The organism is Pseudomonas sp. GD04091 (assembly GCF_029836165.1).
Taxonomy (GTDB): domain Bacteria; phylum Pseudomonadota; class Gammaproteobacteria; order Pseudomonadales; family Pseudomonadaceae; genus Aquipseudomonas.
Map to the genome: position 1 here is coordinate 1 of NZ_JAOEBG010000018.1, position 21,509 is coordinate 21,509.

At 65.6% G+C, this 21,509-nt stretch carries 16 protein-coding genes; 4 read left to right on the forward strand and 12 right to left on the reverse strand.

Features of this window, described 5'->3' with window-relative positions; translation table 11 throughout:
- Together N7422_RS19375 and N7422_RS19380 are read right to left on the reverse strand one after the other, a co-directional pair.
- Positions 1–1,368: heavy metal sensor histidine kinase (locus N7422_RS19375; RefSeq protein WP_279808042.1), on the reverse strand; the 1,368-nt coding region annotated here is incomplete at its 3' end.
- Positions 1,365–2,039, reverse strand: coding sequence for a heavy metal response regulator transcription factor (locus tag N7422_RS19380; protein WP_279808043.1), 675 nt, complete (start codon positions 2,037–2,039; stop codon positions 1,365–1,367). The genes N7422_RS19375 and N7422_RS19380, both read right to left, overlap by 4 nt.
- Before the next feature lie 293 nt (positions 2,040–2,332).
- Between N7422_RS19380 and N7422_RS19385 the strand changes: the two genes are divergently transcribed.
- Complete coding sequence (locus tag N7422_RS19385) at positions 2,333–2,536, forward strand: hypothetical protein (RefSeq protein ID WP_279808044.1); 204 nt, start codon at positions 2,333–2,335, stop codon at positions 2,534–2,536.
- A 69-nt stretch (positions 2,537–2,605) separates the two neighbouring features.
- On the opposite strand, the gene cmoB is transcribed toward N7422_RS19385, so the two are convergent.
- From cmoB to N7422_RS19420, 7 genes are all read right to left on the reverse strand, one after another.
- A complete protein-coding gene (gene cmoB / locus N7422_RS19390; protein ID WP_279808045.1) occupies positions 2,606–3,562 on the reverse strand; it encodes a tRNA 5-methoxyuridine(34)/uridine 5-oxyacetic acid(34) synthase CmoB in 957 nt (318 codons plus the stop codon).
- Positions 3,559–4,302, reverse strand: coding sequence for a carboxy-S-adenosyl-L-methionine synthase CmoA (cmoA, locus tag N7422_RS19395; RefSeq protein WP_279808047.1), 744 nt, complete (start codon positions 4,300–4,302; stop codon positions 3,559–3,561). The genes cmoB and cmoA overlap by 4 nt, the downstream gene beginning before the upstream one ends.
- An 89-nt stretch (positions 4,303–4,391) precedes the next feature.
- Positions 4,392–4,784 carry a protease inhibitor I42 family protein gene (locus N7422_RS19400; protein ID WP_279808048.1) on the reverse strand — a complete coding sequence of 131 codons (393 nt, stop codon included), beginning with the start codon at positions 4,782–4,784 and terminating at the stop codon, positions 4,392–4,394.
- A gap of 168 nt (positions 4,785–4,952) precedes the next feature.
- The gene (gene lon, locus N7422_RS19405) at positions 4,953–7,373 is read right to left on the reverse strand and encodes an endopeptidase La (RefSeq protein ID WP_279808050.1); all 2,421 of its coding nucleotides are present in this window, start codon (positions 7,371–7,373) and stop codon (positions 4,953–4,955) included.
- 213 nt (positions 7,374–7,586) lie between these two features.
- Positions 7,587–9,998, reverse strand: coding sequence for a glucose/quinate/shikimate family membrane-bound PQQ-dependent dehydrogenase (locus N7422_RS19410; protein WP_279808051.1), 2,412 nt, complete (start codon positions 9,996–9,998; stop codon positions 7,587–7,589).
- A gap of 31 nt (positions 9,999–10,029) precedes the next feature.
- Positions 10,030–11,376, reverse strand: a complete 1,347-nt coding sequence (locus N7422_RS19415; RefSeq protein WP_279808052.1) for a carbohydrate porin — start codon at positions 11,374–11,376, stop codon at positions 10,030–10,032.
- A 286-nt stretch (positions 11,377–11,662) separates the two neighbouring features.
- Complete coding sequence (locus tag N7422_RS19420; protein WP_279808053.1) at positions 11,663–13,711, reverse strand: TonB-dependent receptor; 2,049 nt, start codon at positions 13,709–13,711, stop codon at positions 11,663–11,665.
- Between the two features lie 368 nt (positions 13,712–14,079).
- Here N7422_RS19420 and N7422_RS19425 point away from each other — a divergent pair, with 368 nt between their 5' ends.
- Positions 14,080–14,301: a VF530 family protein gene (locus tag N7422_RS19425; protein WP_279808054.1), complete on the forward strand. Its 222-nt coding sequence runs from the start codon at positions 14,080–14,082 to the stop codon at positions 14,299–14,301.
- Complete coding sequence (locus tag N7422_RS19430; RefSeq protein WP_279808055.1) at positions 14,301–14,927, forward strand: Pr6Pr family membrane protein; 627 nt, start codon at positions 14,301–14,303, stop codon at positions 14,925–14,927. The genes N7422_RS19425 and N7422_RS19430 overlap by 1 nt, the downstream gene beginning before the upstream one ends.
- A gap of 173 nt (positions 14,928–15,100) precedes the next feature.
- Here N7422_RS19430 and N7422_RS19435 read toward each other — a convergent pair whose 3' ends face one another.
- The 3 genes from N7422_RS19435 to N7422_RS19445 form a co-directional block, all read right to left on the reverse strand.
- Positions 15,101–15,862: a siderophore-interacting protein gene (locus N7422_RS19435; protein WP_279808056.1), complete on the reverse strand. Its 762-nt coding sequence runs from the start codon at positions 15,860–15,862 to the stop codon at positions 15,101–15,103.
- On the reverse strand, positions 15,859–16,386 hold the full coding sequence (locus tag N7422_RS19440) for a PadR family transcriptional regulator (protein ID WP_279808057.1): 528 nt from the start codon (positions 16,384–16,386) through the stop codon (positions 15,859–15,861). The genes N7422_RS19435 and N7422_RS19440 overlap by 4 nt, the downstream gene beginning before the upstream one ends.
- 157 nt (positions 16,387–16,543) lie before the next feature.
- Positions 16,544–19,663 (reverse strand): transglycosylase domain-containing protein, encoded by a 3,120-nt coding sequence (locus N7422_RS19445; protein ID WP_279808058.1) that lies wholly within the window; start codon positions 19,661–19,663, stop codon positions 16,544–16,546.
- Between the two features lie 427 nt (positions 19,664–20,090).
- Between N7422_RS19445 and N7422_RS19450 the strand changes: the two genes are divergently transcribed.
- A complete protein-coding gene (locus N7422_RS19450) occupies positions 20,091–21,509 on the forward strand; it encodes an amino acid permease (RefSeq protein ID WP_279808059.1) in 1,419 nt (472 codons plus the stop codon).

The window sequence follows — 21,509 nt, forward strand, 5'->3', positions numbered from 1 at the left end:
CAAGGTGAATCGAGTCGGGCCCTGCGGCTGGCTTTGCACCTCGACCCGCCCGCCATGCAACTGCATGATCGACTTCACGATCGCCAGTCCCAACCCCGTCCCGCCTTCCAGTCGCGAACGTCCGGCCCCGGCCCGATAGAAGCGCTCGAACAGGTGCGGCAGGTGCGCCTGACCAATCCCCACCCCCTGGTTTTCCACCCAGACGCCAATCTCATTGCCCTGACGCTCGATGCCCACGGCCACCGGTTTGCCCTCCGGGCTATGGCGAATCGCGTTGCTCAACAGGTTCGAAAGCGCGCGCTGAAACATCAACCGGTCCGCCAGCGCGGTGCCCCAACCCTGCAGGTGCAGGGAGATGCCCTTGAGCTCGGCACTGAACGCGAACAGTTCGCTGACCCGCGCCACCTCGTCGGCCAATGCCACCGGGGCCAGCACGACCTGGGCCTGTGGCTGGCTGACCTGGGCGAGGAACAGCATGTCGTTGATGATGCGGTTGAGCCGGGTCAGTTCGTCGACGCTGTCTTCCAGGGCTTCGCGGTACTTGTCGCCATCGCGCTCGCGGGCCAGGGTCACCTGGGCCTTGCCCATCAGGTTGCCGATGGGCGTGCGCAGTTCGTGGGCCAGGTCGTCGGAGAACTGTGACAGTTGCCGTACGCCATGATCGAGCCGGTCCAGCATGACGTTGATGGCCCGAGCCAGGTCGCCCAGCTCAGCGGGCAGCCCTTGGTCCGGCAGGCGGTGTTCGAGGTCCTGCGCCGAGACTTGTCCTGCGATGCGGCGAAAGTGCCGCAACGGGCGCAGGCCGCGCTGGACCAGCTTCCAGGCGGCGATGCCGATGAGCACCAGCAGCAGCGGCAGGGCCAGGAGGGTCGAATGCAGGTAGGCCTGCAGCAAGCTGCTGTCATCGCTGCGATTGAGCGACATCAGCACCTTGACCGGGGTGTCGTCGCGCAGGCGCATCAGGCGGCTGGCAGTGAGGATCTGGTTGTCGGCGCCGTCGCGCCAGACGTGGAAGCTCAGCCGGTTGTCGCTGTCGAGGTTCATCAGATGCTGGGATTGCAGGGCCGGGCCAAGGCTCAGCAGCGCCGGATGGCGGCCATTGACGGCCATCACGCTGAGGCTCAGGTTGTCATGGCCCATCACCAGGTCGAGCAGGGGATGGGCACGGGCGCCCAGGTCATCGCTGCGCAGGTCCACGCGCAGGTTGTGTTCGACCTGCTGCATCTTGCGCGCCAGGTCCTTGCGTGCCCGGCTGTCCAGCTCGTGGTCGAGGGCGAACACCGCCAGGCACGCCAGCAGCAGCACCAGCGCGGCGCCCATCAAGGTGACGGTCAGGCCCAGGCGCAGCGACAGGGTCGGGCGTTTCACGTGCGCGCCTCGAGTACGTAGCCGACTCCGCGCAGGGTATGGATCAGCTTGTCCTCGAACGGGTCGTCGATCTTCGCCCGCAAGCGGCGGATAGACACTTCCACGACGTTGGTGTCGCAGTCGAAGTTCATGTCCCATACCAGCGAGATGATCTGGGTGCGCGACAGGACCTCGCCGCTCTGGCGCATCAACAGGTGCAGCAGGGCGAACTCCTTGGCGGTCAGGTCGATGCGCTGGCCACCGCGCCAGGCCCGGTGGCGACCGGGGTCTAGCTCGAGATCGGCGACTTTCAGCGTACTGGGCTGCAGGTGCTGGTCGTTGCGTCGCAGCAGGCTGCGGATCCGGGCCAGCAGTTCGGGGAACTCGAAGGGTTTGAGCAGGTAGTCGTCGGCCCCCAGGTCCAGGCCTTTGACCCGGTCGGCCAGGCGGCCGTGGGCGGTGAGCATCATGATCCGCGTCGACGATTCGGCACGCAGGCGTTGCAGTACGCTCCAACCGTCCAGTTCGGGCAGGTTGACGTCGAGGATCACCAGGTCGTACGGCTGCTGGCGGGCGAGGTGCAGGCCATCGGTGCCGGTGTGGGCACAGTCGACCACATAGCCGTTTTCGCGCAGGCCCTGTTGCAGGTACTCGGCGGTGCGGGGTTCGTCCTCGATGATCAGTAGGCGCATGGTCGGGCTCTGTGTGGAAAGGGGGGCGATTCTCGACCCTGTAGTGACATCAGGGTCAAGCGGCGAGAATGTTACTGGATGCGAATGGACAAGCGGCGGGAATAACGGATTTGTAATGCGCGGGTCATCTGCCTGACAGGGCCGCCGTCATCGCGGGGCAAGCCCGCTCCCACAAAGGCAGCACGACCCCGCGATGCGGTTCTCTTGCAAGACTGTAATGTCCGCCTCACCTTGCTGTTAGCTGCGTCTTGGCATGCTGGCCCTGTCGATACGGTTATCATGAGGCAAGCACGATGAACCTTACCAAATACCTGCTGCTGGCGATCCTGGCCCTGGGCAGTACCAGCGTTTTCGCCGAAGGCGGTGCCGAGCGTTCCAAGCAGTTCTGGCAAGCGTTCCGCGAAGACCAGGCGCGCCTGCACGGCGACAAGCAGCAGGCTGTGGCCGAGCGTGAGCGCAAGGCGCAGGAGAAGGCCCGCGAGGTGGCCAAGGACTGAGTACCACACACCTGCGCCGCGACAGCTCCTCGCCGCAGGTGGATTGCGGCGCCCCTGGGGGCGCCTTTTTTATTTGCGCGCCAGCAGCGTGGCCCGGCGTGGGGCCGGCAGGCCTTCGATGGTCTTGCCGTGGTCGTTCGGGTCGAGGAAATCGCCCAGCGACTGGTAGCGCATCCACTCGGTGCTGCGTTGTTCCTCGACACTGGTGACGCTGACATCGACGCAGCGCACATCACTGAACCCGGCCCGGCGCAACCAGCGCTCCAGCGCCGGCACCGACGGCAGGAACCAGACGTTGCGCATCTGCGCGTAGCGGTCCTCGGGCACCAGCACCTGCTGCTCGTCACCTTCGATCACCAGCGTCTCCAGCACCAGCTCGCCACCCTTGACCAGGCAGTCCTTGAGCGCCAGCAGGTGCTCGATGGGCGAGCGGCGGTGGTAGAACACGCCCATGGAAAACACGGTGTCGAAGCCTTCGAGGTTGGCCGGCAGGTCTTCGAGGGCGAAGGGCAGGTGCCAGGCCGGCAGTTCCGGCAGGTACTGTTGCACGGCCTGGAACTGGCAGAAGAACAGCCAGTTGGGGTCGACGCCGATGACCATGTCGGCGCCGGCGCCGAGCATGCGCCACTGGTAGTAGCCATTGCCGCAGCCCACGTCGAGCACGCGCTTGCCCTTGAGGTTCAGGTGCGGGCCGACCCGTGACCATTTCCAGTCCGAGCGCCATTCGGTGTCCACATGCACGCCGAACAGGTCGAACGGGCCCTTGCGCCAAGGTGACAGGCCCATCAGCGCCTGGCGCATCTGCGCGCGGGTGGCGTCGTCGCAGTCACAGTCCAGGCGCAAGCCGTCGACCAGGTCGATCTCGCTCGGGGTCAGCCGGGGTAGTGCCTCGAGGGCGCCGCGCCAGCGGTCGAGGTCGCCGTGGCCCTTTTCCAGCTTGGCGTCCAGTTGTGCCTGCAGGCCTTGGGACCAGGTGGCAAGGGGCGTGCCCGCCAGGCGGCGGACGAGGGGGGACAGATCGATCATGGCAGGGCTATCAGCGAGGCGAAATTGAGGCATTGGAACCACGGCACGACCTTGGAAAAACCGGCGGCGTGCAAGCGTTCCTTATGGGTTTGCAGGGTGTCGGGCTTCATCACGTTTTCGATGGCACTGCGCTTCTGGGCGATTTCCAGTTCGCTGTAGCCATTGGCGCGTTTGAAGTCCAGGTGCAGTTCGTTGAGCAACTGCTGCTCCTGCTCGTCGGCGAAGCGCAGCTTCTCCGAGAGAATCAGCGCGCCGCCCGGCAGCAGGGCCTGGCGGATGCGTGCGAGCAGTTCCAGGCGCTGTTCGGGAGCGATGAACTGCAGGGTGAAGTTCATCGCCACCACCGAGGCCGGTTCGAGTTCGAGCTTGAGGATGTCGGCCTCCAGCACCTGTGCCGGCAGCAGTTCCTGGAACATCGAGTCCTGGGCGGTGAGGTACTGGCGGCAGCGCTCGACCATGGCCGCGGAATTGTCCACCGCGATCACCCGGCAGCCGTCGCTGCGCACATGGCGGCGCAGGGCCTGGGTCACCGCGCCCAGCGAGGCGCCGAGGTCGTACAGCGCGGAGTTCGGCTGGGCGAAGCGGGCGGCGAGCACGCCGAGGTTCTCGACGATGGTCGGGTAACCGGGCACCGAGCGCTTGATCATGTCCGGGAACACTTGCACCACGTCCTCGTTGAACACGAAGTCGGGCACCTGCTCCAGGGGTTGGGCGAATAGGCGGTCGGGTTGTTTGCTCACGGTGGGTCCAGGCGGCTGGCAATCTACAGGGGCGGCATTCTAGCCAAACCGTGCTGAGCTTGCATGATTGGCTGACCGGCGCCGCTGGCTCATTTCACCCGGATGACGCAATCGAAGGTCTGCACCGGGCGCACTTCCGGGGCCCAGGGCTGCTGGTAGACCAGGATCAGGTGGCCTTCACCGGCGGCCTTGGCCTGGAAGCGCCAGCTGGAAAGGCCGCCGCTGCCGACGATGCCGGCCTCTTCCGGTGAGCTGTACACCTCGGGACCGAGGCTGCGCAGGATCTCCGGCGCTGGATTCTGCAACAGCCAGCGGTAGCCGGTGGTGGGGTTGCTGGGCAGGGTCAGGGTCAGGGCCTGGCCGACCTGCAGGCGCGCGGGGCACTCGCTTTCGCCGTCCAGTTCGACGGTGCGTTGCGGGTGCTGGGCGCAGGCGGTGAGCAGGGCCAGGCCCAGGGGAACGAGCAGACGAGGGGCAGTCATGTTGGCTCCGGAGGCTGAAAATGCCTGAGGATAACCGAAGCTGGCGGAAGTTTGTGGGGTCTGTGCGTACCCTATCGCCGGCAAGCCGGCGCCCACCAGGAGGGTGCGTGCCACGCTTCGTGGGAGCCGGCTTGCCGGCGATAGGGCCGCAACGCGGCCCCGCTCTCGCTAGAACAGCACTTTCGCCACATCGGCAAAGCGCTTGGCGAAATGCACGGTCAAGCCTTCCTTCAGGTACTCCGGCAATTCCTCGAAATCGCCACGGTTGGCCTCCGGCAGGATCAGTTCGAAGATCTTCTGCCGCCGCGCCGCGATCACTTTCTCGCGCACGCCACCGATCGGCAGCACCTGACCGGTGAGGGTCAGTTCGCCGGTCATGGCCACGCCCTTTTTCGGTGCCTGGTCACGGGCCAGCGACAGCAGGGCGCTGGCCATGGTCACGCCGGCGCTGGGGCCGTCCTTCGGCGTAGCGCCTTCAGGGACATGCAGGTGGATGAAGGCCTCGTTGAAATAGCCCGGCGTACCACCGAACTGCTTCAGGTTCGAGCTGACGTAGCTGTAGGCGATTTCCGCCGACTCCTTCATCACATCACCCAGCTGGCCGGTGAGCTTGAGGCCACGGCTGAGGGTATGGATGGGGGTGGCCTCGATGGGCAGGGTGGCGCCGCCCATGCTGGTCCAGGCAAGGCCGGTGATCACGCCCTTGCCGGCCAGTACCTGTTCGCTGCGGAACACCGGCATGCCCAGGGCGGGCTCCAGGTCCTTTGTGGCGATCCTGATCTTGGCTTCGGGGTCCTCCAGCAGCTTGACCACCGACTTGCGCACCAGCTTGCCCAGCTGTTTTTCCAGCTGACGCACCCCGGCTTCGCGGGCGTAGCCTTCGATCACCGCGCGCAGGGCGTTGTCATTGATGCCCAGGCTGGCCTTGGACACGCCGGCCTTTTCCAGTTGCTTGGGCCACAGGTGACGCTTGGCGATGGCCAGTTTCTCTTCGGTGATGTAGCCGGACAGGCGGATCACTTCCATGCGGTCGAGCAACGGGCCGGGGATCGAGTCCAGGGTGTTGGCGGTGCAGACGAACAGCACCTTGGACAGGTCCAGGCGCAGGTCGAGGTAATGGTCGAGGAAATCGACATTCTGCTCGGGATCGAGGGTTTCCAGCAGCGCCGAGGCGGGATCGCCCTGGTAGCTCTGGCCCATCTTGTCGATCTCGTCGAGCATGATCACCGGGTTCATCACCTCGACTTCCTTCAGCGCCTGTACCAGCTTGCCCGGCTGGGCGCCGATGTAGGTGCGGCGGTGGCCCTTGATCTCGGCCTCGTCGCGCATGCCGCCGACGCTGAAGCGGTAGAACGGCCGGCCCAGGGATTCGGCGATGGACTTGCCGATGCTGGTCTTGCCCACGCCCGGCGGGCCCACCAGCAGCACGATGGAGCCGCTGATCTCACCTTTCCAGGCGCCGACGGCGAGGAACTCGAGGATGCGCTCCTTGATGTCGTCGAGCCCGGCATGGTGGCGGTCGAGGACCTTGCGCGCGTGCTTGAGGTCGAGCTTGTCCTTGCCGTACACGCCCCAGGGCAGGGCGGTGGCCCATTCCAGGTAATTGCGGGTGACGGCGTACTCCGGCGAGCCGGTCTCGAGGATCGACAGCTTGCCCATCTCTTCGTCGATGCGCTTTTTCGCCTGCTCCGGCAGGGTCTTGCCTTCCAGGCGCTGCTGGAACTGCTCCAGGTCGGCGCTGCGGTCGTCCTTGGTCAGGCCCAGCTCCTGCTGGATGACCTTGAGCTGTTCCTTGAGGAAGAACTCGCGCTGGTGCTCGCCGATCTGCCGGTTCACCTCGGCGGAGATCTCGTTCTGCAGCCGGGCCACCTCGACTTCCTTGCGCAGCATCGGCAGGACCTTTTCCATGCGCTTGAGCATGGGCACGCAGTCGAGCACTTCCTGCAGCTGGTTGCCGGTGGCGGAGGTGAGGGCGGCGGCGAAGTCGGTCAGTGGCGACGGGTCGTTGGGGCTGAAGCGGTTGAGGTAGTTCTTCAGCTCTTCGCTGTACAGCGGGTTGAGCGGCAGCAGTTCCTTGATCGCGTTGATCAGGGCCATGCCGTAGGCCTTCACCTCATCGTTGGGTTCGGCGGGCTGGCGCGGGTACTCGACTTCCACCAGGTAGGGCGGGCGGTGGTGCTTGAGCCAGGTGCGGATGCGCACCCGGGTCAGGCCCTGGGCGACGAACTGCAGCTTGCCGCCCTCGCGGCTGGCGTGGTGCACCTTCACCAGGGTGCCGTATTCGGGCAGGGCCTTGGTGTCGAAGTGGCGGTGGTCTTCCGGCGGGGTGTCCATGAAGAACAGTGCCAGGGAGTGGTGCGGGGTCTTGGCCACCAGGTCGAGGGTTTCGGCCCAGGGTTCTTCGTTGACGATCACCGGCAGCACCTGCGCGGGGAAGAACGGGCGGTTGTGGATCGGGATCACGTAGACCTTGTCCGGCAGCTGCTGGCCGGGCAGGGCGAGGTTGTGGCCGGTGGTGGCCGAGGGATCGAGGTGTTCGACTTCGCTGTGTTCGTCAGGGTGTTCCGGGAAATCCTGCTGGTCGCTCATGGGGCACCTGCGTGAATGGCTATGGTGCTTAGATGGGGCGGTGGTTGGCAGGTTTCAATGGTAGACGAAGGGCGCGGTGTGGGAGCCTGTGCTGGCCTATTCGCGGGTAAACCCGCTCCCACAGGTACAGCGCTACCCTTGAGAACGGCGCTGTACCTGTGGGAGCGGGCTTGCCCGCGAAAGCGGTGGTGGGCGCGCCACCACCTGTGTGGCTTACTCAGCCAGTTTGTAAGCGATGATGTAATCGCCCATCTTGGTGCCGAGCGAGCCATGGCCGCCGGCGGTCACCAGCACGTACTGCTTGCCATCCTTGCCGGTGTAGGTCATCGGCGTGGCCTGGCCACCCGCTGGCAGGCGGGCCTTCCACAGCTCCTGGCCGTTCTTCACGTCATAGGCGCGCAGGTACTGGTCCAGGGTGCCGCTGAGGAAGCCGACGCCGCCGGCGGTGACGATCGAACCGCCCATGCTCGGCACGCCCACTGGCATGCCGATCGGCACCGGGGTGCTGTCACGGGTGGTGCCGTTCTTGTGCTTCCACACGACCTTGTTGGTGAACAGGTCGATGGCCGCCACGTAGCCCCAGGCAGGCGCCTGGCACGGGATGCCCAGCGGCGACATGAACGGGTGCATGGTCACGGCATACGGAGCGCCGGTGTTCGGCTGCACACCGCTGGTCTCGCTTTCGCGCTTGCTGCCTGCGGCCACTTGCTCGCGCGGGATCATCTTCGACACGAAGGCCATGTAGTTCGGCGACGTGAACAGGATCTGCCGCACCGGATCGACCGACACGCTACCCCAGTTGAACACGCCGACGTTGCCCGGGTAGACCAGGCTGCCCTGCTCGGACGGCGGGGTGTACTGGCCTTCATAGCGCAGGCTGCGGAACTGGATGCGGCAGAGCATCTGGTCGAACGGCGTCGCGCCCCACATGGCCTGTTCGGTCAGTTCAGGGCCGAGCAGGTTGAGGTCGGAGCGGGCCTGGGTCGGTGCGGTGTGGTCGCCCTTCACCGCGCCCTGCGGCACCGGAATCTCGCGGATCGGCACGATCGGGGTACCGTCGCGGCGGTCGAGGACGTACAGGCTGCCCTGCTTGGTCGGCACGATGACCGCCGGCTTGATACCGTCGTCGGTCTTCAGGTGGACCAGGGTCGGCTGGCTGCCGACGTCCATGTCCCACAGGTCGTGGTGGGTGAACTGGTAGTTCCAGCGCGCCTTGCCGGTGGCCAGGTCGAGGGCGACGATGCCGGCGCTGTACTTCTCGGCGCCCGGAGTGCGGTCGGCGCCCCACTGGTCGGGCGTCTGGTTGCCCAGCGGCAGGTAGATCATGCCGAGGTCTTCGTCGACGCTGGCGATCGACCACATGTTGGCCGAGTTGCGGCTGTACAGCTTGCCGTCGGCCAGGGGCTTGGTGTCGTCCGGGTTGTTGCTGTCCCAGTTCCACACCAGGTGGCCGTCGTGCACGTCGTAGGCGCGGATCACGCCGGACGGCTCGTTGGTCGACTCGTTGTCGGTCACGTGGCCACCGATGATCACCAGGCTGCGGGTGATCGCCGCTGGCGAGGTGGAGTAGTAGCCGCCGGCGGTGAACGGACCGATACCGCGGGTCAGGTCGATCACGCCCTGGTTGGCGAAGCCTTCGCAGACCTTGCCGTTGTCGGCGTTGATGGCGATCAGGCGGGCGTCGGCGGTGGGCAGGTAGAGGCGGCGTGGGCAAGCCTGGGCCACGGCCTGGCCGGCGTCGGTGATCTTCGGCGCGGGGCTGCCGTCACGGCTGACGTAGTTGTTCTCGTCGTAATACGAGACGCCGCGGCAGGTCATGTGGGCGAAGCCTTTGAAGGTGCCGGTCGGGCTCTTGACCTGCGGGTCGTAGCGCCAGATCTCGGCGCCGGTGTCCGGGTCCAGGGCCAGCAGCCGGCTGTGGGCGGTGCAGGCGTAGAGCATGCCGTTGACCTTCAGCGGGGTGTTCTGGTTGGTCAGCTCCACCGGGTCGTTTTCGGTCGGCAGATCGCCGGTGCGGATGCGCCAGGCTTCTTCCAGGCGATAGGCGTTCTGCGGCGTGATCTGGCGCAGCGGCGAGTAGCGGTCGCCGTGCTCGGTGCGACCGTAGGCCTGCCATTCACCTTCCGGCATGGCGGGCGCGGCGCTGGCCATCTCGCTGCTGTCGCGGTTGAACTCGCCACGGATTTCGCCCGGGTGGGTGAACTGGCTGGCCACGGCGGTGGCGCCGGAGGCGACCACGGCGACGCTGAGCAGGGCGGTGTTGACCTTAGAGGCGGGGCCGACCAGTGGGCGACGGGCCCAGGGCAGCAGCAGGATCACGCCGATGGCGAACCAGATGGCCAGGCGTGGCACCAGCTGCCACCAGTCCAGGCCGACTTCCACCAGGGCCCAGACCGTGCTGCCCAGCAGCACCAGGCCATACAGGCCCAGGGCGATGCGTCGCTTGGCCAGCAGCAGGATGCCGGACAGGGCGAAGCCGATACCGGCGATCAGGTAGTAAAGCGAGCCACCCAGCTGGCTCAGCTTGATGCCGCCCGCCAGCAGGGCCAGGCCCATCAGCAACAGCAGCACGCCCATCAGGCGCGGTAGCCAGCGGGTTCCATTCTTGGCACCGTCAGTGCTCATCGTCTGTTCTCCGTAGTGTCAAAGGGTCGGGTTAGAAACTGCTCTGGATCTTCAGGCCGCCGATCAGCGCGTCGTCGACCCGCGACACCCCGCCCGGATGGCGGATGTACTGCAGGTTCGGACGTACGGTGAGCCAGTCGGCCAGGTGGATGCCGTAATAGAGTTCGGCGCTGTACTCGGTGTCCTGCACGGGCAGGAAGCCGGGGTTGTCGTAGTCGTCCAGGCCCGCGGCCTGGTTGATGAGGCGGGCGTTCTTGCGGTAGCCGGGATTGACGTGCACGCGGGCCAGGGCGAAACCGATGTCGTCCTTGGCGCGGGCATCGAACGGCCCCTTGTAAACCACACCGGCCTGCACATAGTTGTCGATGGCATTGGTCTTCTTGTCGTGCACCGTGGCATTGGCGAACAGGCTCAGGCCGCGCGACTGGTCCGATGCCAGCGACGTCACTTGCTGCTGGGCACCGAGCCACAGGCCGTGCTTGCTCGAACTGCTGCGGTAGGCCGCGCCGCTGAGGGCGGCTGGCGCACCGTTGCTGTCCTTGAGTACATCCCGTGCCTTGGCATTACTGTAGTAGTAGCCGGCGCGATATTCCCCTTTCAGGCCATTGACCCGCGGGCTCCAGACCAGTTCGACCGGCATCACCGCGCCCTGGGTGCCGCTGCCGCTGAGCTTGAAGCCGTTGCCGCTCTCGAGGTTGGAGGGGTTCTGCTCGAACACGCCGACCTGGGCGTAGAGCGCCTCGTTCAGGTTGTAGCGCACGCGCAGCGCCCACTGGCTGACCGGCCAGTTGTACCAGATGCCGCCGACCCAGTTGCCCACCTGCGAGCCGCAGAACGCCAGGTTCTGGAAGTCGCAGGGGAAGCTGTTGAAGTCCTCGCCTTCGCCGAAGCGGCCGAATTTCACGTCCAGCGCGCCATCGAAGTACTTCTGCTTGATCCACATCTGGGTCAGTCGCCAGGTTTCGCCACGACCCCAGACTTCCTGCGCCGAGGTGAAACCGCCGACGCGCGGGTCGTTGATGCGGTCGTTGCTGATGTTGTCGCCGTGGCGTTCGGTGACGGTCAGCTGGAACTCGGTGGCGTGCCAGCCAAGGATCTTCTGCAGGTCCATGTTCACGCCGAAGGTGAACTGGTCGCTGTAGCGTGCGGTGCGGTCATGGCTGTAGCCGCCGTGCAGGTTGCTGCCCATCTCGCCGGTGTAGCCGAGGGTGAAGTCATAGCCCTGTTCCAGCAGCTCGCCGCGGCTGCCGCCCCAGTCGCCGAGCATCCACGGCGAATCCTTGGCGAACATTTCGCCGGCGCTGGTGGTGGGGGACAGGGCGCCGAGCAAGGTGGCGATGGCGAGGCCGGTGGAGCGGGTGTTGGGCAGCTGGAGCATGAGATAGCGCTATCTTTTGATTGTTGAAGAAACGGCAAGCGCAACGAAGTGCGGGGTCTTCGAAGGGAAATGGCTGCGACGGGTATCGAGTGAAGCGATTCAGCTTGCGGCGGGGAGGATATAGGGGAAGTTGTAAGAAAAAAAGACAAAATGTCGCAGGGGATTGTTGCTGATGGGGTAACAGTAAGTGTGCCGCCTATTCGCCGGCAAGCCGGCTCCCACAGGTAAAGCGCAGTTCTTGTGGGAGCCGGCTTGCCGGCGATAGGGGCGCAAAGCGCCCCGACCATCAGAAGCTGGTACGCAGACCGACCTGCACGCTGCGCCCCGGCGCCGGCGCGATATCCCGCAGGATCGAACTGGCATAGCGCACCGTCTGGTCCGTCAGGTTCTCGCCGCGCACGAACGCCAGCCATTCACTCTGGCCGATGTCGAAGCGATAGCCGAGGCTGGCGCCGAGGGTGGTGTAGCCATCGGTGCTGGTCTCGTTGGCCGGCTTGCGATGCTGCGAAGCGGCATGCTGCACGTCGACCCGCGCCTGCCAGCGGTCCAGCTCCCACACCAGCGCACTGTTCAGGCGCAGCGGCGCGATGCGTGGCAGCGGCTCGCCGCTGTCGAGGTTCTTGGCCCGGGTGTAGTCGCCGGACAGTTCCAGGGCGAAGCTGCCGTAGCGGTTTTCCAGCAACTGCCAGCGGTCCTGGGCCTCGATGCCGTAGAAGCGCGCCCGCACGCCCTGGTAGGCATATTCGGGGATGTCACCGTGGTCATGATCGTGGTCGTGGCCATGATCGTCATCGTGGTCGTGATCATGTCCTTCGCGCAGGTTGCCGGTACCGATCAGGCCGATGTAGTTGCGAAAGTGGCTGTAGAACACGCCGACGCTGCCCTTGTGGGTGCCGTTGTCGAAGCGCAGGGCCAGATCGGCGGAAATGGCCTTTTCCTTGTTCAGGTTCGGATCGCCGATTTCATAGGCGCCGGTGGCCACGTGGGCACCGTTGGCGTACAGCTCGTAAAAGGTCGGCGCACGCTCGGTGTAGCCGAGGTTGGCGGCCAGCGCCCAGATCGGGTCGAGCTGGTAGACCGCGCCCGAGGAAAGGCTGAAGGCATTGAAGCTGCTGGCGCTGTCGGCCCCGGCGAAGTTCTCGTTGCCCTTGGCGTCCGGATCGACCCGAGTGTGCTCCATGCGTGCGCCCAGGCTCAGGTTCAGGCGTTCGCTGGCCTGCCACTGCTCGAGCAGGAACAGCGCCAGGCTGTCGGTGTCGGTGTGAGGGACGAAGGCTTCTTCGCCCAGCGCGGAGAACTCGTTGCGGCTGACCTGGGCACCGATCACGCCTTCGACCGGGCCGAGCGGCTGGTGGCGGGCCTCGATACGCGCCTCGTAGCCCTTGTTCTTGAAGGTGGTGTGCACTTCACCGCTTTCGATCTCGCGGTGCTGGTAGTCGGTATAGCCGACATCGACCTTGACCGAGCTGAAAGGGCCGTCGAGGTCGCGCAGCTCCGAGGCGAAGCCGTAGTGGTCCTGCTGCATGTCCAGGCGCACGCCGGGCTCGGCCACCGAGCCGTAGTTGCTGTCGTAGCGGCTGTAGGACAGGCCGGCATAGCCATGATCCCAATGGTAGGAACCGCCGATCGCGCCACCGTCCTGGCGCCCATCGCTGTTTTCCAGGCGATGCTTGCTGCCCGGCTCGTCGGCGCTGCGCACTTTCGAGCTGCGCGCATAGCCAGGGATGCGCAGGTCGTTGAATTGGCGGCTGTTGGCGTCCAGGTGCAGGGCGAAGGCACCGTTGCCGGCCTCCAGCTTGCCGGCGCTGCTGCGAGTGGTGTCGGCGCCACCGTAGCGCAACTCGCCGGCCCCATGGATGCCGTCGATGGGCGAATCGGGGATGCGGTTGTCGAAGGTATTGACCACCCCACCGATGGCGTTGCCGCCGTAGAGCAGGGCGGCCGGGCCGCGGACGATCTCGACCCGCTCGACGGTGACCGGGTCCAGCGGCACGGCGTGATCGTAGGACAGCGACGAGGCATCCAGGGCGCCGACGCCGTTGCGCAGAATGCGGATCCGGTCGCCGTCCAGGCCACGGATCACCGGACGGCTGGCGCCAGGGCCGAACCAGGTGGAGGCGACGCCGGGTTGTTTGTTGAGGGTCTCACCGAGGCTGCCGTGTTGCTGTTGCAGCAGCGCGTCGCCCTCGAGAACGGTGTTCGGGGCGGCCAGTTGGGCGTTGCCGAGTGGGTTGGCGGTGATCACCTGGGGTTGCAGCTCGACGGCCTGGCTGGGGGATGAAGCCAGCCAGAGCGCGACGGCGAGAGGGGAGAGGTGGAGCGGCATGTGACGCATGGGAATGTGGCGTTCCTTGGCAGAAATGTTTATGGTTACTTTATAACATTTCATCACGAACTGTTCGGTACTGGCCAGTATTTTGTGGGGCGACCCTGTAGGAGATCGCTCAGCCTTGTGGGAGCGGCCTTGCGTCGCGAAAGGGCTGCGCAGCAGCCCGGCAATTTTGATGGTGGCTCAGAAGCTGGGGCCGCTGCGCGCCCCTTTCGCGACGCAAGGCCGCTCCCACAGGGGGACAGTTCCCAGCGCGACAGCGTGGCCCGAAGGGCTGGGCAGTCTCCTACAAGGCACAGCCGTACAGGCCGCAGATGCCACTACCCCACTACACTCGTGTAAGGTGCGCACCTTCCCGAATCTGGAGCACTGGCATGAGCACGGCCAATCACAACGCGCTGCACGGCAAGACCCTCGAACAGATCCTCACCGAGCTGGTGGCGCACTACCAGTGGCAGGGCCTGGCCGAGCGCATCGACATCCGCTGCTTCAAGAGCGACCCGAGCATCAAGTCGAGCCTGACCTTCCTGCGCAAGACCCCCTGGGCGCGGGAGAGGGTCGAGCAGCTGTACGTGAAGCTGCAGCGCAAAGGCTGATGCCGCGTCGTCCCTGGCTGACACTGGCTGCCGTCCTGGGCTGGGCGGGGCTGGCGATCCAGCTGTACCTGGTACTGCTGGCCCGCTGGCAGGAGCAGGCCAGCCTGATCGGTGGGCTGGTCAACCTGTTCTGCTATTTCACCGTGTTGAGCAACACACTGGTGGCCACGGTGCTGAGCCATGCCGCGTTTGGCCGCGAGTCGCCGGCCCGGCGCTGGTTCCTGTCGCCGGCGGTCAGCTCGTGCATCGCCGCGAGCATCCTGCTGGTGGCGCTGGCCTACAGCCTGTTGCTGCGCCATCTGTGGCAGCCCCAGGGCTGGCAGTGGCTGGCGGACGAACTGCTGCACGATGTGATGCCGCTGGTGTTCGTCCTGTACTGGTGGCTGGAGGTGCCCAAGGGGCGATTGCGGCTCTGGCACCTGGCGGCCTGGACGTTGTACCCGATGTTGTATTTCGCCTTCGTGCTGCTGCGCGGGCATGAGATCGGCGTCTATCCCTATCCGTTCATCGACGTGGCACGGTTGGGCTACGGGCAGGTGCTGGGCAATGCCCTGATGGTGCTGGCGGGGTTCTGGGGGATCGGGCTGGTGTTGCTCGGGGTGGATCGCTGGCGCAGGCCTTCATGACGTTGCCGACCTCGCCATTCAGATCAAGCGCAGCCCTGTAGGAGCGGCCTTGTGTCGCGAAAGGGCCGCAAAGCGGCCCCGGGGTCTCAGCGCCAGGACAGAAATTGCTGGGGCCGCTGCACGGCCCTTTCGCGACACAAGGCCGCTCCTGCACCGGGGCGTGCAGGTCCCGATCATTCGTCGTCGGCGGTACCGTCAGCTCGCCAGTAAGCGGCGGCCTTGAGGGCATCCTCGGGCACGCCTTTCTCCAGCAACAGCGCCTTGGCCTGGCGGGTCAGTGCCTTCTCCAGCGCCACCCAGCCATACAGCCGGCCCTGGGGCAGCGCCAGGTGCTTCACCCGCTCCAGCACATCCTCCTGCTGCCGACGCACCCAGATCACCTCGACCTGGGCCTTGCTTGCCAGCGCCTGGCGCTCCTGCTCGTCCTCGATCTGGATCACCGCCAGCACCTGGCGGCCTGCCGGTAGCTCCTCCAGGCGCCGGGCAATGGCCGGGATCGCCGTTTCGTCGCCGATCAGCAGATAGCTGTCGAAGATGTCCGGCACCACCATCGAGGCCCGTGGGCCGGCGATGTCCAGGGTCTGCCCGGGCGCGGCCTGGGCGGCCCAGGTGGAAGCGGGGCCGTCGCCATGCAGGACGAAGTCGATATCCAGCTGGTTGTTCACCAGGTCGATGCGCCGTGGCGTGTACTCGCGCATGGTCGGTCGGGCGCCGCCGTCGCGACCGAGGTTGCGGGCGTCGATGGTCTGCTGCTGCTCGGGTGTGTTGGCGAACAGCAGCTTGATGTGGTCGTCCGTGCCGACGCTGGTGAAGCCGGCCAGCTCTGCGCCACCGAGGGTGATGCGGCGCATGCGCGGGGTGAGGTCGGTGACGCGCAGCACCTCGAGGCGGCGCTGGCGGATCTCGTGATTGACGCGGTGGATGGTGTCGCTCATGGGGTGTTCTCCGTAACGGCCGGCCCGGAGGCGATGGCCTTGGCGGTATCGTTGAGCAGGGTGCGGACCCGCTCGATCTCTTCAGGCGTCCAGCGGCCGCTGTGCATGTGCAGGGCGTGGCGCAGGTTGCCGACGGCTTCGTGGATTTCCGCTGGACGGTCATGGCCACGCAGGGCGCGCTTGCTCACTTCGATGCGCATGCGCACGCCGTCGAGGGCGACGGCCTGCTCCTGCAGGGCACTGCGGCCGGCGTCGGTGATGGCGTAGAGGCGCTTGCTGCCCTGGATGGCGCCAGTGACCAGCTCGGCTTCCTCGAGGTAGCTGAGGGTGGGGTAGATGACCCCGGGGCTGGGGCTGTAGCTGCCGTCGAAGAGGGTCTCGATCTGGCGGATCAGGTCGTAGCCGTGGCCGGGTTGCTCGGCCAGCATCGACAGCATCAGCAGCTTCAGGTCGCCCGGGGCGAACACCCGTGGGCCACGTTCGCCGCGACCGGGGCGGCGTTCGAAGGGGTCGTGATCGCGCATGGGGAGGGCTCCGTCTGTTTCGATATATCGCAAGATATTACTCAAGATATATCTAAAGACAAGCCGTCAAACGCCGATGATTATCATCTAATCGTTTGATTGGTTCGCCGAGCCATCGTGGGGCCAGCTCGCTCCCATCAAAGCCCGATGACAGGGGTCAGGACTGGCCCGCCACTTGCGGCGCCTTGCAGGCGGTAGGGTTGCCCGGCTCCAGGTACGGCATGAGGATCGGCGCCATGCCCTTGAGCACTTGCACCGGCAACGCCGAGGTGAACTTGAACGCCTCGGCCGAGCGCCCCGGGACGAACGCGGTGAGGGTGCCGAAGTGGTTGTCGCCCAGGAAGAACACGAAGGTCGCGGTACGGTTGAGCGAGCGCGAGCCGATCAACCGGCCACCGGCACCGAAGCTTTCGATGCGGTTGTCGCCGGTGCCGGTCTTGCCGCCCATCACCAGTGGCGTGCCGTCGTGCAGCTTGAAGCTGCCGGAAATACGCCGCGCGGTACCTGCATCGACCACTTGCGACATGGCGCCTTTCAACGCCCGGGCGACCTCCACCGGCAGGATCCGCTGGCCGCGGTCCGGGTCGCTGATCAACTGGGTTTCGTAGGGGGTGTTCTGCGCGAAGTGCAGGGTGTCGATGCGCAGCGTCGGCAGGCGCACGCCGTCGTTCTGGATGATGCCGACCAGTTCGGAAAGGGCGGCGGGGCGGTCGCCGGAACTGCCGATGGCGGTGGCCAGCGAAGGCACCAGATGGTCGAACGGATAGCCGACACGCTTCCAGCGCTGGTGGATGTCGGTGAACGCTTCGATCTCGACCATGGTGCGGATACGGCTGTCACGGGCACCCTGGTGGCGGCTCTTGAACAGCCAGCTGTAGACCTCCTGGCGCTCGAAACGACTGGCGTTGAGGGCATCCTTGAGCGACGCGCCGGGGTTCTTCAGCAGGTAGCCGAGCAACCACAGGTCCAGCGGGTGGACCTTGGCGATGTAGCCCTGGTCGGGCAGGTCGTACTTGCCTGGGCCATAGGCTTCGTACATGTCCACCAGGCGGCCATCGGTGAGCTTGGCCATGGCGAGCTTGTCGCCCTTGCTGTGGGCGCGGACGAAGGCATTGAAGGTTTCCTGGCCGGCTTCGGGGAACAGATAGCGGTGCACCGCGGCCAGGCGCTGCGGGGTCACGCGCAGGCTGTCGAGGAAGGTGTCCAGGCGCTGCTGCGAGGTCTTGCGCTGGTATTTCTTCCAGAAACGCATGGTGTAGTTGGTGCCTTCGCGGTCGGCGAAGCGCGCCAGGTATTCCTGTCGGCGCGGGTCGCTGTCGTCCTTGAGCAGCGGCTCGCGGTTGAACGGCTGCTGGTAGGTGACGTAGCGCACGATGTCGCGCATCAGGCGGATGAACGGCAGGTTGATCGATTCGCGCAGGGCGTCCTTGAGAGTCGGGTTGCGGCTGTTGTCTTCCTTACGGAAGTTGTTGAACACGTGCATGCCACCGCCGGTGAAGAAGGCCTCGCCGGTATTGGCCGAGTACTTGCGCTCCAGGGCGGCGTCGAGCATGGCGTCGAGGCTCTGGTTCTTGCTGTTCAGCATCAGCCACTCCAGCGACCACTGGGTGATGCGGTCGAGTTCGGCCACCGGCACCTTCTTCAGCTCCGCGGCAGGTTTGCCGGCGTACTTGTCGTGCAGCTCGGCGATGATCTCCAGGTAGGTGGTCAGCACCCGCAGCTTGGCGGTGGAGCCCAGTTCCAGCTTGCTGCCTTCGTTGATGTCGAAGGGCTGGTTGGTGCTGTCGGTCTGGACCCTCACCCGCGAGCCGTCGGCGGTGCGCTCGAACAGGGTGAAGCTGTAGCTCACCTGGTCAGTGGTCTTGGCGGTGAGCAGGCGTTCGCCTATCAGGCCGATCTGCGCGGCGAACTCCGGGTCGGCGAGGTTCTTCAGGTACTGGCTGACCTGCACCTGCAGGTCAGCCTGCAGGGTGCTGGTGGCCGACAGGTCGAGGCGATCGAGGTCGTACAGCGGCCGGTTGAGCATCGCCGCCAGACGGTTGCGGGCCAGGCTGATGCCCTTGTTGGTGATGATCGGCACGATGGTCGGCTGGGCGACCCAGTCGCGGTACACCGCCTTGCTGGCCAGGGCGGCGTCGGCCAACGGGCGGTCGATGATGCCGTTGGCGGCGAGTACCCGGATATGCGAATCGGTGAGATCCGCCAGTTCGATGCGGCCCTTGGACAGGTAGTGCGAAGGCCGGCGCTGGGCAATCATCAACGACAGCACCTGGCGCAGGGCCAGGCCGCGCTCGGCCATGCTCTTCTCGTCGCTGGCGGTGGATGCCAGCGCCTGGTTGACCTGGTCGAAATCGGCGCCGTACCAGACCCGCAGGCCTTCCGCCATGCCATGCACCTCACCGTGGCCGGGCACCGCCGACAGCGGCACGCTGTTGAGGTAGTCGCGCACGATGCGCTCGCGGGCCTCGGTGGTGTCGGGGCCGCCCTGGTAGGCGCGCACGCTCGCGGAAATCATCTGGCGGATCTTCTCGGCGCCCGAGACGGTGAGCCCGTCCGGTGAATGGCGATACTTCTCCAGTTGGGTGGCCAGGGTACTGCCGCCGGCGGACTGGCCGGGCAGGGAAAAGTACTTGGCCACCTGGCTGTAGGCTGCCTTGGCGAAGCGCGGCCAGTCCACCGCGGGGTTGTTCTGCGGGTCCTTCGGGTCGAGCAGGTCGCGGTTCTCGATGAACAGCAGGCTGTTGACCATCACCGGCGGGATGGCGGCGAAGTTCGGGTACAGGTGTTGGGGATAGTTGTACTGGTACAGCGTGTCGCCACGGCAGTCGGTGATCGACAGGCCGGCCTGGATCTTTTCCACGAATGGCACGAACAGGCCGTGGTCGACGTAGTTCATCAGCGCCGGGGAGAAACGCACCTGCTGGTTGATCAGGTAGTCGCGCTTGAGCAGGCGCGGCAGGAATTCGCCCAGAGCGCTGTAGCCCAGGCGCTTGTCGAACGGGCCATCGCCGGGGTAGACGATGGCGTCGCTCGGGCCGGGTTCGAGGGCATAGGTCAGGGTACTGGCCAGGCGACTGAATTCGCGCGACTGCAGGCGCGAGGTCTGGAATTCGTCGTAGGCGGCAAAGCCTACCGCGACCACGGCTACCACCAGGATGAGGAGGATCAGGCGCCACCACAGGCGGCGCTGACGTGGGGTCCTGGGCAAAGGGGATTCAGCCTGAGGTGCTTTGGGTGCTTCCGTTCTGGTTGGTTCCGATTGCCACAGTGCGCCCATAGTCTTGAGTCCGGCCAGGTACTTTTCGCGTTGCTTGTCTGAAGCTTAGACGGTGGTCGGGTTTGGTGAAAAATTTGTAGGAAGCTTCGAAAAGTCGGGTGTGAACATGCGCCTTTGGTGCGACTTCCATTCTTCGGCAATGTTGTTAAGGTAGCTGCCCCATTCCTGTGCATGGGTGGGGCGGGGCGGTGATGCCCCTCCGTTGAAGGGGTTTTGTCCGAGAAATCTCGCCAAATATCCTGCTGTATATAGTGAAAAGCCCTGCAGGTGGCTTCCTATACTGCTCGCCCCCTTCGTCTGTCGGTGCCTTGGGCACGCGGTGGACAGGCCGGCCCACAAGGCTGCCTGGCAAGTCGACGCCCCGCCTATCGGCGCGGCTGGTGCTGCACGAAGGTCAAATCCAATAACAAAATGAGGTTGTATTGCTATGCCAGTCGGCAACCACCCTGCCCACGGCGAGTCCGCCCAGGGCGGCCCGCTCAAGCGCGAGCTGGGCGAACGGCACATCCGTCTGATGGCCCTTGGCGCCTGTATCGGCGTCGGCCTGTTCCTCGGCTCGGCCAAGGCCATCGAAATGGCCGGCCCCGCCATCATGCTCTCCTACATCATCGGTGGCCTGGCCATCCTGGTGATCATGCGCGCTCTTGGCGAGATGGCCGTGCACAACCCGGTCGCCGGGTCGTTCAGTCGCTACGCCCAGGACTACCTCGGCCCGCTGGCGGGCTTCCTCACCGGCTGGAACTACTGGTTCCTGTGGTTGGTGACCTGCGTCGCCGAAATCACCGCCGTGGCGATCTACATGGGTATCTGGTTCCCCGACGTGCCGCGCTGGATCTGGGCGCTGATGGCGCTAGGCAGCATGGGCGCGATCAACCTGATCGCGGTCAAGGCGTTCGGAGAGTTCGAGTTCTGGTTCGCCCTGATCAAGATCGTCACCATCATCGCCATGGTCCTGGGCGGCATCGGCATCATCGCCTTCGGTTTCGGCAACGATGGCGTGGCGATGGGCATCTCCAACCTGTGGAGCAACGGCGGCTTCATGCCCAATGGGGTGACCGGCGTGCTGATGTCGCTGCAGATGGTGATGTTCGCCTACCTGGGCGTGGAAATGATCGGCCTGACCGCCGGTGAAGCGCGCAACCCGCAGAAGACCATCCCCCAGGCCATCGGCTCGGTGTTCTGGCGCATCCTGCTGTTCTATGTGGGCGCGCTGTTCGTGATCCTGTCGATCTACCCGTGGAACGAGATCGGCAGCCAGGGCAGCCCCTTCGTCATGACCTTCGAGCGCCTCGGCATCAAGACCGCCGCCGGCATCATCAACTTCGTGGTGATCACCGCCGCGCTGTCGTCGTGCAACGGCGGCATCTTCAGTACCGGGCGCATGCTCTACAGCCTGGCGCAGAACGGCCAGGCGCCGGCCACCTTCGCCCGGACCTCGAAGAACGGCGTGCCGCGTAACGCGCTGCTGCTGTCGATCGGCGCGCTGCTGCTGGGTGTGCTGGCCAACTACCTGGTGCCGGAGAAGGTGTTCGTCTGGGTGACCTCGATCGCCACCTTCGGCGCGATCTGGACCTGGGTGATGATCCTGCTGGCGCAGCTGAAGTTCCGTGCCGGACTGTCCACTGCCGAGCGCAATGCGCTGAAATACCGCATGTGGCTGTGGCCGCTGAGCTCGTACCTGGCGCTGGCGTTCCTGGTGCTGGTGGTGGGGCTGATGGCGTACTTCCCGGACACCCGCGTGGCCCTGTACATCGGGCCGGCGTTCCTGGTGTTGCTGACGGTGCTGTATTACACCTTCCGTCTGGCGCCGAAAGAGGCCTCGGGCGTGGCGAGTACCGCCTCCTGA

Bases quoted from the DNA above. Each gene is read 5' to 3' on its own strand.
- N7422_RS19400 (WP_279808048.1), bottom strand. From the start codon at position 4,784: ATGACTGCCCCTCGTCTGCTCGTTCCCCTGGGCCTGGCCCTGCTCACC.
- N7422_RS19380 (WP_279808043.1), bottom strand. From the start codon at position 2,039: ATGCGCCTACTGATCATCGAGGACGAACCCCGCACCGCCGAGTACCTG.
- N7422_RS19420 (WP_279808053.1), bottom strand. From the start codon at position 13,711: ATGCGTCACATGCCGCTCCACCTCTCCCCTCTCGCCGTCGCGCTCTGG.
- N7422_RS19425 (WP_279808054.1), top strand. From the start codon at position 14,080: ATGAGCACGGCCAATCACAACGCGCTGCACGGCAAGACCCTCGAACAG.
- N7422_RS19440 (WP_279808057.1), bottom strand. From the start codon at position 16,386: ATGCGCGATCACGACCCCTTCGAACGCCGCCCCGGTCGCGGCGAACGT.
- N7422_RS19450 (WP_279808059.1), top strand. From the start codon at position 20,091: ATGCCAGTCGGCAACCACCCTGCCCACGGCGAGTCCGCCCAGGGCGGC.
- N7422_RS19385 (WP_279808044.1), top strand. From the start codon at position 2,333: ATGAACCTTACCAAATACCTGCTGCTGGCGATCCTGGCCCTGGGCAGT.
- N7422_RS19415 (WP_279808052.1), bottom strand. From the start codon at position 11,376: ATGCTCCAGCTGCCCAACACCCGCTCCACCGGCCTCGCCATCGCCACC.
- N7422_RS19445 (WP_279808058.1), bottom strand. From the start codon at position 19,663: ATGGGCGCACTGTGGCAATCGGAACCAACCAGAACGGAAGCACCCAAA.
- cmoB (WP_279808045.1), bottom strand. From the start codon at position 3,562: ATGATCGATCTGTCCCCCCTCGTCCGCCGCCTGGCGGGCACGCCCCTT.
- N7422_RS19435 (WP_279808056.1), bottom strand. From the start codon at position 15,862: ATGAGCGACACCATCCACCGCGTCAATCACGAGATCCGCCAGCGCCGC.
- N7422_RS19430 (WP_279808055.1), top strand. From the start codon at position 14,301: ATGCCGCGTCGTCCCTGGCTGACACTGGCTGCCGTCCTGGGCTGGGCG.
- N7422_RS19410 (WP_279808051.1), bottom strand. From the start codon at position 9,998: ATGAGCACTGACGGTGCCAAGAATGGAACCCGCTGGCTACCGCGCCTG.
- lon (WP_279808050.1), bottom strand. From the start codon at position 7,373: ATGAGCGACCAGCAGGATTTCCCGGAACACCCTGACGAACACAGCGAA.